Here is a 13,159-nt window from a genome sequence, read left to right as displayed (position 1 = left end):
TTTATTTAAAGGAAATACGCGCAACGCTTCAAAAAGAAGCTTTACACCTATTTAAAACTATAAATCAATCTTCTTAAAAATGATAGGATATCATTACCGAAGTTGCAAAGGAGTTGAATAATTTACCGCCATTTTCGCCCGTTACATAATCGTGGCCGGTTAACAGCAGGTTATATTTGGCTTCCAAGCCAAGGCCTATCCTGTTGTTCATGAGGTAGGTAAAGCCGGTTTTAGGGGCAAAATAGTAATTGGCATTATTGGTTTCGCAGCCGCAATCGGTTGATGTATCTACCAAATCATCAAACCGTTTTATCCAGCCGCCAAGATCGAGCCCCCCGTAAAGTTTAAAATTGTTCGACAATAGCTTATCATAAGCGCCGCCAAAGTAAAAACCCATTACCTCAAATGTATTGTTTACCAATCCGCGCGACCTGAATTTCACCGGGTAAGCATGGTAGTTTATATTGAAATTGACCGTAAAATCATCTAACTTTTTTAAAACACCGATGCCATACGTTGAGGTTGACCGGTAATTGAAGCTCAAATTATCTAAAGGGATATCGGCACCGTATTGCAGTACCAGCGCTATACCCTTACCCTGGTTAAAGGCATTGTAGCCGCCTACGGGTTCGTATTCGATACCGGCATTTTGGCATTGCGCGTTTTGGCTACAGCATATGGTAAAACATAAGCACAGTAGTGCCATGAGTTTGTGATAGAGAGGTTTCATTTAGGCGAAATATTAATAATGATACCGGTATAGACGTAAATAGTACGTTTCCGTTTAATCCGTCCTGTTAATATTTATTATTTTAATATTAACATCAATTTATAATGCCATTTCATAAAATCCAGCCATTTATTTGTGCTTAAATTCAAACTAATTAAAAAATTCAGCTATTATTTTATTTTCATTAACAAAATGTAAAGTATTTGCATTGCATTATACACCAACACGCATCCCGCAGATGATATTTATGTAAACAAATTGTACATTTTTCACCATTTGTTTTAAAAATCAATAAAAAACAAATTAGTTTATTGCACTTTTCATTATTAATAGGGTATTTTTATAACACAAACCACTATTTATGTCAATAAAAGTAGCAATTCGTCATTTTACCAGTTACAAGTACGATAAGCATATCACGCTATCACCGCAAGTTATCCGTTTAAGGCCCGCTGCGCACTCGCGTACCATGATAAAAGGCTACTCTCTTAAAATATCACCCGAAAAACATTTTATAAACTGGCAGCAAGATCCCTTTGGTAATTACCTGGCCCGTATTGTTTTCCCCGAGAAGGTGAACGAATTTGTTATTGATGTTGAGGTAATTGCCGATATGGTGGTGATTAACCCCTTCGACTTTTTTGTGGAGGAATACGCCAACCATTACCCTTTCGACTATGAAGAAACGCTAAAAAAGAATCTCGTACCCTACCTCGAAATTACCGAGAGCGGTCCGCTGTTGATGGAGTTAACCGAAAAGGCCAGCGACCTGCTCAAAAAGAACGCCATTACCCAGGATTTTTTGGTAACCCTTAACCGGATGCTTTACCTGGAGATCTCCTATAATATAAGGATGGAGCCGGGTGTACAATCGTGCGAGGAAACACTGGAACTAAAATCGGGCTCGTGCCGTGATACCGCATGGCTGTTTGTGCAGTTGCTGAGGCATTTCGGCCTCGCCGCCCGCTTTGCATCAGGCTATTTGGTACAGTTGAAACCGGATATAAAATCATTGGATGGCCCGTCGGGACCCGAGCAGGATTTTACCGACCTGCACGCCTGGACGGAGGTATACCTGCCCGGCGCTGGCTGGGTGGGGCTCGACCCTACTTCGGGTTTATTTGCCGGTGAGGGGCATATCCCGCTGGCCTGTACACCCGATCCGCAGAGTGCCGCGCCTATCAGTGGTATGGCAGAGCCATGCGAAACCGAGTTCCACTTTGAAAATACCATTACCCGTATCGAAGAAAAACCGAGGGTAACCAAACCATTTTCGGATGAGCAATGGGAAGATATAATGACCCTTGGCGATAAGGTGGACGAAGAGTTTGCGGCCAACAACGTACGCCTTACCATGGGCGGCGAGCCAACCTTTGTATCCATAGATAATAACGAAGCCCCCGAATGGAATTCAGCTGCCGATGGCGAACATAAACGCCGTTTATCGAACATCCTGTTCCATAAGTTGAAGAATGAATATGGCGAGGGTGCCTTAATGCAATACGGGCAGGGCAAATGGTATCCCGGTGAGCCACTGCCGCGCTGGAAGCTGGCCTGTTATTGGCGTAAGGATAATGTACCTTTGTGGAACAATGATGAACTGATGGCCGATCTGTCGAAAGATTATGGCCTGACTGCCAAAGATGCCAAGAGCTTCATGCGCGGACTGACGCAGGAGCTGCACATCGACACCAAAAACATTACCCCTACTTACGAAGATCCTTTTTATTTTTTGTGGGAAGAGAGCAAAACCCCTGTAAATATCGATCCGCTTAAGGTCGACCTGAAATCGCCTTTGGAGAGGCAGAAACTGGCCGAGCTGCTCAATACCGGGCTTAATGAGCCGGTTGGTTATGTTGTACCCATTAAGTGGGACTTAGATAAAAGCAACTGGCAAAGCTGTAAATGGTCGTTCCGCAGGCAAAACCTGTTTTTGGTACCGGGTAACTCACCGGTAGGTTTGCGTTTACCTCTGGATTCGGTACAATACTTTGACCCTGAAGAACAGGAAGTACTACCCGAAAGAAGCCTTTTTGCCGACGTAGATGCGCTGCCCGAAGGTGCCGACCTGATACCGCAAACCGGCACCCGCTTTAATAACAGCAAAACAATTTTTAAAACCGCGCTGGTGGTTGAGGTAAGGCAGGGCAAGTTGTTCATCTTCTTTCCGCCTACGAGTTATTTTGAGCATTATTTATACTTGGTCAATGCAGTTGAGCGTACTGCCGAAAAACTAAAAATGCCGGTGCTGATAGAGGGCTACGATCCGCCGTCAGATAACCGCATCACCAAAATGATGATCACCCCCGACCCCGGCGTTATCGAGGTGAATATTCACCCGGCGGGCAGCTGGCGGGAATTGGCTAAGAATTACGAGATACTTTATAAAAAGGCAGCCGAATCAAAACTCGCTACCGAAAAATTCAATATCGACGGCCGCCATACCGGTACTGGCGGCGGTAACCACGTAACGCTGGGTGGCGAAGTACCTGCCGATAGTCCGCTTTTGCGCCGCCCGGATATTCTGCGCAGCTTCATTACGTTCTGGCAGCATCACCCTTGTTTATCATACTTGTTTTCTACCCAGTTCATCGGCCCAACCAGCCAGGCGCCAAGGGTTGACGAAGGCCGTATGGAAACATTATACGAGTTGGAGATCGCCTTTCAGCAGGTGCCCGATCGCAGCGAGAACGAGGTACCTTTTTGGTTGGTCGACCGTATCTTCCGTCATTTTTTAACGGATATTACGGGCAATACGCACCGCTCGGAGTTTTGTATCGATAAACTTTACTCGCCCGATTCATCAAGCGGCCGTTTAGGGATACTGGAGTTCAGGGGATTTGATATGCCGCCGCATTACCGCATGAGCATGGTACAATTCCTGCTGATACGCACCCTGCTGGCCTGGTTTTGGAAAACGCCGTACAACCATAAACTGGTACGCTGGGGTACCGAACTGCATGATCGCTTTTTGCTTCCTCATTATTGCTACAAGGACATGACGGAGGTAGTTAACAGCCTGCGCGATGCCGGTTATGGCTTTGATATTTCGTGGTTCGAGCCTTTCTTCAGCTTCCGTTTCCCATTTTTGGGCGAGTTACAGGTTGATGATATCAACATTGAAATAAAAATGGCCATTGAGCCATGGCATGTACTGGGCGAAGAAATGTCGAGCACGGGTACTGCCCGCTTCGTTGATTCATCGTTAGAGCGCATCCAGGTAAAAATATCGGGCCTTACAGATTCGCGCTATACCTTTTTATGCAACGGATTGAAAATCCCGTTGAAGAGCACCGGCGTACAGGGCGAATACATTGCCGGAGTACGCTACCGGGCATGGCAGCCACCATCGGCATTGCACCCAACTATTGGTATTGATACTCCATTGGTGTTCGACCTTTTTGATACCTGGACGCAGAAATCCATAGCGGCCTGTCAATACCATGTGTCGCACCCGGGCGGGCGCAGTTATGATACCTTCCCGGTAAACAGCTACGAGGCCGAATCGCGCATTATTTCACGATTTTTTGATTTTGGTCATTCAGTTAACCTTGTTGAACCGGCTACAAGTCAGCCAACGGCGGGCGGGCGCTTTGTTACCAAAATGAACATACTGCCACAATACACCATTACCAATGAGGTGGTGAGCCCCGAGTATCCGTACACTATGGATTTAAGGCGATATAAAAATGCCAAAAATTTATAACGGAAATTTGAGAGATTTGGAAAATGATCGAGACTTACCTGCAACAAGGGCGCAATACGGCCAAACCTTCTTTTGATGAACTTGCCGCGCCCGAGGGTGTGGTACGTGAACATTGGAAAAAGCTTGCCCACGCCTACGATGAGCTGGGTATTGAAAAGATGGAGCAGCGCAGCCGGGAAATAAGCCAGGAACTGCGCGACAACGGGGTAACCTACAACGTATACAGCGATCCCGACGGCATTAATCGCCCCTGGAAGCTCGACCCTGTGCCGATGGTTTTTAGCCAGCAGGAATGGGAAAGTATTGAACGCGGACTGATACAGCGTGCCGAACTGCTGAACCTCATTTTAGCGGATATTTACGGCGAACGCAAGCTCATTAAAGAGGGTTTTATTCCCTTTGAGATGATATTTTCGCACAAGGGATTTTTAAGGCAGGCCGATAAGGTAAAGATACCGGGCAAGTTTCAATTGCTGCAATACTCGGCAGATTTGGTGCGTGGACCTTTAGGCAAGATATGGGTACTGCACGATCGTACCGATGCACCATCGGGCGCGGGTTATACGCTGGAGAACAGGGCTGCCATGACGAGGGTATTCCCCGATCTGATCCGTGAGAACCAGGTGCGTAAAATTTCGTCGTATTACCAAACATTAAAAAACACGCTTACCAAGCTTTCCTTACAAAATAAGGAGAACCCGCGGGTGGTATTGCTATCGCCGGGTACGGCTAACGAAACCTATTTTGAGCACGCTTACCTTGCATCCTCATTAGGTTTTACCCTCGCCTTTGGGCAAGATTTAACCGTGAGCGATGGCTATGTATGGCTAAAAACCTTACGCGGACTTGAAAAGGTAGACGTAATAGTACGCCGAGTTGACGATATATTTTGCGACCCGCTTGAATTTATGGGCGATTCGCATTTAGGCGTAGTTGGTTTGATGGAAGCCGTAAGGCAAAAAAAGGTGACCATTATTAATCCGCTGGGTTGTCGCATACTGGAAAACCCGGGACTGATGGCCTTTTTGCCGCGCCTGTGCAAGCACCTGCTGAATGAAGAACTGATATTGCCATCGGTAGCTACCTGGTGGTGCGGGCAGGAAAAGGAAAAGAAATACGTATTGGATAACCTGCCATTCCTGATAGTGCGCTCCATTTACCGCAGCAACGAAAATTTACCATACATAGGCAGCGAACTAAGCCGCAAACAGATTGACGAGCTTAGAAGAGAGATCAACACCCGCCCATATTTATACGTGGCGCAGGAGGTGGTGAGCTTTAGCACCACACCATCGCTGGTGGGAAATAACCTGGAAGCCTGCAACGCGGTTTTTCGTAGCTACATTGTGGCCGATATGGATAAGCAAACTTACCATGTTATGCCGGGTGGCCTGTCGCGTAGTTTCCCTACCAAGGGCGAATTTATTATTTCCAACCAATCGGGCGGTATTAGTAAAGATACCTGGGTGCTCGGTCCATCGCCGCAGGCCCAAACAAAGCAAACCACCAACCAGCCTATATTAAGGAAGGTTAAAAATATTTTACCGAGCCGTACCGGCGAAAGCCTGTTTTGGCTGGGCCGTTACCTGGACAGGGCTGTAAGCAATGTACGCATGATGCGCATAGTGCTCAAAATTTACAATGAGCGCGATGACGAAGTGCACCCCGAAACTAACCAAACCCTTGTAATACTGCTTAAAAGCTTAAGCGCTTTAACGGGTACCCTGCCGGGTTTCGCATCGGCAGATCAAGGTAAATTACGCCAGCCCGAAAAAGAGCTGCTTTCCCTCGCGGTTGAAACCGGGCGGGCGGGTTCGCTGGCGCAATCGCTGCAATCGTTCCTTACCAATGGCTATGCCGTGCGCGACCGCTTAAGTCTCGATACCTGGCGTATTTTGGACAGTATATCCGAAGAGTTTGAGCTGATGAAAGAAAACGGCGACGATCTGCGGAAGATCTATCATCACCTCGATCAGTTCATTATCAAACTCATGGCTTTTATCGGCCTCAATAACGATAACATGACGAGGGCATCCAGCTGGCGTTTGCTTAATATCGGCCGATTCTTAGAGTCATCCATCAATACCTGCATTATTTTACAGGCCGCGCTTGCCAATAATGTAGCACCAGAGGTAGAAAAACAACTGCTGGAGCTGGTATTAATGTGCAACGAAAGTTTGGTTACCTACCGCTACCTGTACCGCTCAACTTTGCAATTGCCGGGTGTGCTTAATTTATTGCTGATCAACGAAGACAACCCCAAAGCGGTAGTTTTTTTGATAGCCAAAATAGATGAGCACCTTTCGCAACTGCCCGACAGTCATCGTGAGGAAGGCTTAAGCCCGGCGCACAGAAAGCTATTGGAAGCGCTGACGATGCTAAGGTTGTGCGATATCAACAAAATGGTATCGGCAAATGGCATAAACAACCATAATAAAAAAGAGCTGAGTCATTTCTTACAGCACCTTATTAACCTGTTGGGGCAGGCATCAACCATAATATACGAAAGCTATTTTAGCCCTACCCAAAGCCAGTACAGTTTTGTAAAAAGCAATAATACCCTGCCCGAGTTATGAAACCTGCACCTGTAACAAATAACAGATTCCGAAGCTTATGAAATATCAGATAACCCATATTACCCGGTACGAATACCAGCTCCCGGCATCGTTATGCCATAATTTGGTTTACCAGGTTCCGGTTGATCATAATTTTCAACAGGTAGAAAAGGTGCATTACCAAATTCATCCCGAGCCTCATTTTTTAGCTACGCGGGAAGACTTTTTCAACAACAAGTTCATCTATTTTTCAATAGAAGAATTTCACCAGAAGTTGAGTGTTGAAATTAAAAGCGAGGTTGAAATAGCAGAGCCCGTATGGATCAATACCGTACCCAAAAACACTATGCCCTGGGAAAATGTGGTAAGCTGGCTGCGCAGCACTGCCGCCGAAAACGGTATCAGGCAGTTCTACCTCGAATCGGACCACGTTTTTTTTATTCCGGGGATACAGGAGTATGCTTTAACATCTTTTACACCCGGCAGGCCAATTATGGATGCCATGCTCGACCTCAACTCGCGAATATTTAACGATTTTGATTTTACCCCCGGCTTTACCGATATCAGCACCAAGCTGGAAGAAGTTTTTCTGCATAGAAAAGGTGTTTGCCAGGATTTTGCCCACTTCTCGTTAGCCTGCCTGCGTTCCATCGGCCTGGCGGCCCGCTATGTAAGCGGATATATTGAAACCCTGCCGCCGCCGGGCAAGCCAAAACTATTTGGTTCCGATGCTTCGCACGCGTGGATCGCCTTGTACATCCCCGAAGTTGGGTGGACGGAATTTGATGCCACCAACAACCTGCTCGTTAACGACCGCCACATCCGTACCGCCATTGGTCGCGATTTTGCCGATGTAGTACCACTAAAAGGCATTGTTTACAGCGGTGCCGGGCAACGTATGTATGTCAATGTTGATGTAAGCCGCATATAAATTACCGGCTTACATCAACGTCAAAATAGTTAATTCACCCTTGATGCGTAACACACCTTGTGTATAAAGCTCAACTTCTCCACCACTTTTGGCTGAATGATAAACGGATATAGGTCATGATTGCCCATGCTGCGGTTCATACTGTTCATGGCGAAGGTTAAGGGCAGCCACATGTTCAACAATTCCTGAAAGTTTTGCTGCAAATATGGATTGGTTTTTATCATGGCGTTCGCATGGTCGCTTTTGCTGGCAATGCGCGGCGCCACGCTGATCCCGAAGGCATCGGCGGTTTCCAGCGTATCAATAATGTGCAGGTAATGCGCCCATGTTTCGGCCCAATCCTCCCACGAATGCACGCTGGCGTAGGCGCTGATGTAGTTCAGGTTCCAGTCGGCCGCGTCGCCTTCGTTGTAATGGCGCTGAAGGGCTTGCGCGTAATCTTCGCGTTCATCACCAAATAACTGGCGGTATTCGTCAATAAACTGGCTGTTATCTATCAGCCTGTCCCAATAATAATGCCCTATCTCATGCCTGAAATGCCCTAAAAGCGTACGATAAGGTTCGTTCATCTCCTTACGGGACAGTTCGCGCTTATCATCATCGGCCTCATCAATATTAAGGGTGATCAGCCCGTTCTCGTGTCCTGTTAATACCCGCTGCATGGCATCGGCATCTGTTAAAAAATCGAAGCTAAGGCCGGTTTGTATATCCTGTAATTTGCTAACCAATGGCAGCTTCAGCTGCATCAAAGTATAAACCACGCGGTGTTTGGCTATCTCAATAAGCTGCCATTTACGCTGATGTTCCGGATCGGATAAGTTTGGCACAATGTGGTTAAGTTCGCAGGCCTTGCAAAAAACGCTGGTGCTCTCGGCCGGGATAAGCCAGTTACAAACACCAAACTGAAAATTCTGGCAGTATTTGTATGCCTGCTTTTTATTTTTGAGCAAACCACCCAGTAACGACTTTTTACCGGCGTACAAAGTATATGTACCGTTATTAACCGGCGCCAGTGTAACCAGCGTTAATTCTTCCGGAATAAAGCCTAAAGCATTTTTGCAGCACTCGCAAATGCTGTTTTCAAAATATAGTAGCTGACCGCAATTGGTACATTTAAATAATTTCATAATCTGTTTTAAGGCAGCTCTTTACATGAACAACCTGGGTGTTAACACAATTTAAGAGCGTAAGGTTTTAAGAAATAGAAAAATTGGGATAGATACTTTTATACAGCAATCAGGCACCCTCAAGCATACTATTTGATTTAACTCCATGTTAATATCAATAAGTTAACTTTGCGGCATAATATGGGCATATCTTCTTCATCAAAATATACAACACCTGTTTTTAAGCGTCACCAGCCGGATGATACCTACAAGTTTCAGCCGCTGCCGGCACCAACAGGCGCTTACCCCTACCATTTATCGCTCGAAACAGTTCAGCCGGAAATAAACAGCCAAAAACTCGTGTTCCACATGGTGGGCGATACCGGCGGTACACGCAACCCCGATATGCAGGCATTAATGGCAGCGGCCATGGCCGAACAGTATAATGAACTGCCGGAAGATCAGCCTAAGTTTTTGTACCATTTAGGCGATATCGTTTATCATCACGGCGAAGCCGAAAACTACGAGCAGCAGTTTTTTACTCCGTACAAATGTTACCCGGGGCCGATATTCGCCATAGCGGGCAATCATGATACGGATATAAACCCGGCCAACCCGGTTCCTTACCACAGTCTGGATGCTTTTACTACCGTGTTTTGCGATACCGAACCACGTGATATTGCCTTTGATACGGCCAAAACCCGCAAGAGCATGGTTCAGCCTAATGTGTACTGGACATTGACATCGCCCCTGGCTAATATCATCGGTCTGCATAGTAATGTGCCTAAGTATGGTGTTATCACTCCCGAGCAAAAGGCATGGTTCATTGAGGAACTCATTAACGCGAATGAAGAAAGACCGGAAAAGGCTTTGATCATCTGCATTCACCACGCGCCTTATTCTGCCGATACCAACCATGGGTCGAGCATGCAAATGATCGAATTTTTGGAAGATATTTTTACCGAAACCGGCATTAAACCCGATGTTGTGTTCAGCGGACATGTGCACAACTACCAGCGTTTTCGTAAAATTTATGCGGATGGTGTAGTTGTACCCTACATTGTTGCAGGCGGAGGTGGGTTTGACGAACTAAACGCTCTTGCTTTAACCGATAATCCGCAATACACGGGGAATAACCCCTTATTCGACAATGTAACGCTGCAATCCTATTGCGACGACCGGCATGGCTTTTTAAAAATTGCCGTTGAAAAAACTGCCGATGGATTATCATTAAGCGGCAACTATTATGTAGTTACACCCGAAGCTGTTGCCTTAACCGATTCGTTCTCTGTGAAACTTGCTGAATATCACTTAGCATCAAGTAAACAATAACGTAACAAATTGCTAACATCGGCTTATCATTAAAGCAAACTGTATTGTTGTTATTTGGTAATGCGGTACGGGCACCACAGCCTGCCGCCACTAATTCAACATATGCACTCTCCCATTTTGGCAGCGCTTCCGTTTTTAGGTGATATTGATCTCGGAGGTTCCCTTTTATTCGTTTTTATTATTTGCATACTGGCCGTTATAGGTTTCGAATTTGTAAACGGCTTTCATGATACCGCTAACGCGGTGGCTACGGTAATATATACCAAAGCCCTGCGCCCTGCTTACGCCATTCCATGGTCGGGCTTATGGAACTTTTTAGGGGTGTGCCTTGGGGGGGTTACCGTTGCCATGGGCATACTTAAACTGGTACCGCTCGATTCACTGATGACCTTGCCCATCAGCGTGGGTGCCTGCCTGGTACTTTCGGTACTGCTTTCATCCATCATCTGGAATTTAGGAACATGGTACCTCGGTATTCCCTGCTCCAGTTCGCATACCATGATAGGTGCCATGATTGGCGGCGGTTTGGCCTTTACCTTTTACTACCAGGGCCCTGGTGTTAACTGGGAAAAAGCAGGCGAAATTGGTTCATCGCTTATACTATCGCCGGTTATCGGCTTTGGCGTGGCGGCTTTACTGATGCTGTTTCTTAAGCACGTTACCAAATCGCACGCGCTGTTTCATATCCCTAAAGGCGAAAATGATCGTCCGCCTATTGCTATCCGTTTATTGCTGGTAACTACTTGCACATTGGTGAGCTTTTTTCATGGCAGTAATGATGGCCAAAAAGGAGTAGGTTTATTTATGCTGATCCTGATAGCATTCTTACCCGCACGTTTCGCGGTAAACCATGCCGTAGCGAACGATAAGGTATTCGCGGCATTGCACCAAACCGAACAGGTTATAGCCGACAAGGCAGGTACAAATAACGATGCCGAACTTATCGCCTTAACCGCGGCCGTTAAACAGGCTAAAGCATCGCTGGCCGAAAAGAACGAGAAAGAAGTAGCTAAAACCTACCGCTACCGTAAACAGGTAGAACTGGTAATTAAAGATATTAAGGCACTTGCTGCCGATGACAACCTGAAACTTACACATAAAGAAAAAGAAGCACTAAAAGCGGCCTCAACCGAATTGCAGCACGTAACCGATTTCGCGCCGATATGGGTGATCGGTATTATCTCCATATCGCTGGGGCTTGGCACCATGATAGGCTGGAAACGCATTGTAGTAACCATTGGCGAAAAGATAGGCAACGAGCACCTTAACTACGCGCAGGGCTTAACATCTGAACTGGTAGCCGCCTCAACCATTGGTTTAAGCACGGGCTTCGGTTTGCCGGTGAGTACCACGCACGTATTATCGAGCGGTATAGCGGGCGCTATGGTAGCTTCGGGCGGTAAAGGCAACCTTAATAACCAAACTTTACGTAGTATAGGGCTGGCATGGGTACTTACTTTGCCAGTTGCTATTATTTTAGCATTTTTATTGTTCCTGTTTTTCCACTTGTTCATTTAATAACCTAAAATGAAACAGATACTTGTTGCCACCGATTTTTCGCCTTGTGCCGCGAACGCTATGGCCTATGCTATGGAACTGGCCAGCATACTTGGCCGTGAGGTATGCGCTATACATGCCATACACCCTACCGAAGGTATTAATAACAGCACCTATAACGCTATTTTTATAGAGAGTTATTACAATAATAAAAGAGAGGCGCTGAAAGAATGGGTTAAGCCCCTTTCAGAAGACCCGGCGTATGAAAGCGTCAAAGTAACTACGCTGTGCGATGTTGGCTATCTAAAAACGGTCATCACCCGCTATACCGATGCTAACGAGGTTGACCTGTTAGTAATGGGCATTACCGGCGCTACGGGTATCAGCGGCATTGTGGGTAGCAACGCGGCCATGGTGGTTGATAAAATAAAGATGCCAACCCTCATCATCCCGATGGAAAGCAAATTTGCCAGAGTACCGATGATCACCCTGGCAACCGATTTTGAAACCCGCTTATCGGCTGTTGATGTAAACGCGCTTAACGAAATGATACAGGCATTTGGCTCGGCTAAAATGCAGGTATTATATGTTGAAGAAGGTTCAGATAATAAACATCTTAAAACCGGGGAGGCCCGCCTGCGCGATCTGATCAAACATACTGAACTGGAGTTTAATTATATTGAAAACAGCAGCGCTACCCAAGGGATCATGTCATATATTCAATCGCACGATCCGGATATACTTTGCCTGGTAAAACACCATCATAATGTAGTGTACAGCTTGTTTACCCGTAGTACAATAAACCAGGTGATGAATAAATCGGTTAAGGCGATACTGGTACTGCACGAATAATTGCAGGCAGTGCCTTTTCATAACATAACCTTATTATTTGCCTAATACCGTCATTTTATCTTTGCGCCGTCAACAAGGGAACCTGCCACCGTTCTTTATCGACAAATTTGAGATTAACGTTGCTTACCCTGGCAGGTTATAACAGTAAAACCTGTTAAACACATGAAAAACCGCGGATAGTGATGTCTGCATAGTCGGGCGCTGGATGGCAGCAGGTTTAAGGTTGATCCCTTCCCGACGTCTACCCTCAATTGAAACCCTATCATGGAACAGATCAATTATCCCCTGTTAATCGTTGTAGTTGTTCTTGCCGTCGGCCTGCTGGTATGGCTCATCATGCGCAACCAAAAGGACGAGAAATCGTTGGAGAAGACGATCATCCAAACGGAAATAAAAGATGCCGAAGAACAGGAATCGCATAAAAACAGCGACGCCGATAAAGAACAATAA

Annotated in this window: 9 protein-coding genes; 7 read left to right on the top strand and 2 right to left on the bottom strand. The window is 46.2% G+C overall.

From position 1 onward, the window contains the following. Positions 1 to 73 precede the first annotated feature (73 nt). A complete protein-coding gene (locus AC07NA_RS10975; protein WP_494897608.1) occupies positions 74 to 706 on the bottom strand; it encodes a hypothetical protein in 633 nt (210 codons plus the stop codon). A 385-nt stretch (positions 707 to 1,091) separates the two neighbouring features. On the opposite strand from AC07NA_RS10975, the gene AC07NA_RS10970 reads away from it, so the two are divergent. The 3 genes from AC07NA_RS10970 to AC07NA_RS10960 are packed head-to-tail and all read left to right on the top strand — an operon-like array spanning position 1,092 to position 7,922. Continuing rightward, positions 1,092 to 4,436, top strand: coding sequence for a transglutaminase family protein (locus AC07NA_RS10970; RefSeq protein WP_494897607.1), 3,345 nt, complete (start codon positions 1,092 to 1,094; stop codon positions 4,434 to 4,436). A 23-nt stretch (positions 4,437 to 4,459) separates the two neighbouring features. Further along, positions 4,460 to 7,012 (top strand): circularly permuted type 2 ATP-grasp protein, encoded by a 2,553-nt coding sequence (locus AC07NA_RS10965; RefSeq protein ID WP_494897606.1) that lies wholly within the window; start codon positions 4,460 to 4,462, stop codon positions 7,010 to 7,012. 37 nt (positions 7,013 to 7,049) lie between these two features. Next, on the top strand, positions 7,050 to 7,922 hold the full coding sequence (locus AC07NA_RS10960; protein WP_494897605.1) for a transglutaminase family protein: 873 nt from the start codon (positions 7,050 to 7,052) through the stop codon (positions 7,920 to 7,922). A gap of 29 nt (positions 7,923 to 7,951) precedes the next feature. On the opposite strand, the gene AC07NA_RS10955 is transcribed toward AC07NA_RS10960, so the two are convergent. After that, a complete protein-coding gene (locus tag AC07NA_RS10955; RefSeq protein ID WP_345210365.1) occupies positions 7,952 to 9,049 on the bottom strand; it encodes a zinc-binding metallopeptidase family protein in 1,098 nt (365 codons plus the stop codon). A gap of 180 nt (positions 9,050 to 9,229) precedes the next feature. Here AC07NA_RS10955 and AC07NA_RS10950 point away from each other — a divergent pair, with 180 nt between their 5' ends. From AC07NA_RS10950 to AC07NA_RS10935, 4 genes are all read left to right on the top strand, one after another. Next, positions 9,230 to 10,360, top strand: a complete 1,131-nt coding sequence (locus AC07NA_RS10950) for a metallophosphoesterase family protein (protein WP_345210364.1) — start codon at positions 9,230 to 9,232, stop codon at positions 10,358 to 10,360. A 102-nt stretch (positions 10,361 to 10,462) separates the two neighbouring features. Then, entirely contained in the window at positions 10,463 to 11,878 is a 1,416-nt protein-coding gene (locus tag AC07NA_RS10945; RefSeq protein ID WP_345210363.1) for an inorganic phosphate transporter, read from the top strand. Positions 11,879 to 11,887: 9 nt separating this feature from the next. Next, positions 11,888 to 12,709 (top strand): universal stress protein, encoded by an 822-nt coding sequence (locus AC07NA_RS10940; protein WP_345210362.1) that lies wholly within the window; start codon positions 11,888 to 11,890, stop codon positions 12,707 to 12,709. Positions 12,710 to 12,973: 264 nt separating this feature from the next. Next, the gene (locus AC07NA_RS10935) at positions 12,974 to 13,159 is read left to right on the top strand and encodes a hypothetical protein (protein ID WP_494897604.1); all 186 of its coding nucleotides are present in this window, start codon (positions 12,974 to 12,976) and stop codon (positions 13,157 to 13,159) included.

Source organism: Mucilaginibacter sp. GW821-FHT07G05 (genome assembly GCF_059418565.1).
Note: the sequence above shows the minus strand (reverse complement) of the source record. Positions and strands in the feature narration are given on the sequence as shown.

What these genes read in the sequence shown, in the direction of transcription:
- AC07NA_RS10975 (WP_494897608.1), bottom strand. Translation starts at nt 706, where the DNA reads ATGGCACTACTGTGCTTATGTTTTACCATATGCTGTAGCCAAAACGCG.
- AC07NA_RS10970 (WP_494897607.1), top strand. Translation starts at nt 1,092, where the DNA reads ATGTCAATAAAAGTAGCAATTCGTCATTTTACCAGTTACAAGTACGAT.
- AC07NA_RS10965 (WP_494897606.1), top strand. Translation starts at nt 4,460, where the DNA reads ATGATCGAGACTTACCTGCAACAAGGGCGCAATACGGCCAAACCTTCT.
- AC07NA_RS10960 (WP_494897605.1), top strand. Translation starts at nt 7,050, where the DNA reads ATGAAATATCAGATAACCCATATTACCCGGTACGAATACCAGCTCCCG.
- AC07NA_RS10955 (WP_345210365.1), bottom strand. Translation starts at nt 9,049, where the DNA reads ATGAAATTATTTAAATGTACCAATTGCGGTCAGCTACTATATTTTGAA.
- AC07NA_RS10950 (WP_345210364.1), top strand. Translation starts at nt 9,230, where the DNA reads ATGGGCATATCTTCTTCATCAAAATATACAACACCTGTTTTTAAGCGT.
- AC07NA_RS10945 (WP_345210363.1), top strand. Translation starts at nt 10,463, where the DNA reads ATGCACTCTCCCATTTTGGCAGCGCTTCCGTTTTTAGGTGATATTGAT.
- AC07NA_RS10940 (WP_345210362.1), top strand. Translation starts at nt 11,888, where the DNA reads ATGAAACAGATACTTGTTGCCACCGATTTTTCGCCTTGTGCCGCGAAC.
- AC07NA_RS10935 (WP_494897604.1), top strand. Translation starts at nt 12,974, where the DNA reads ATGGAACAGATCAATTATCCCCTGTTAATCGTTGTAGTTGTTCTTGCC.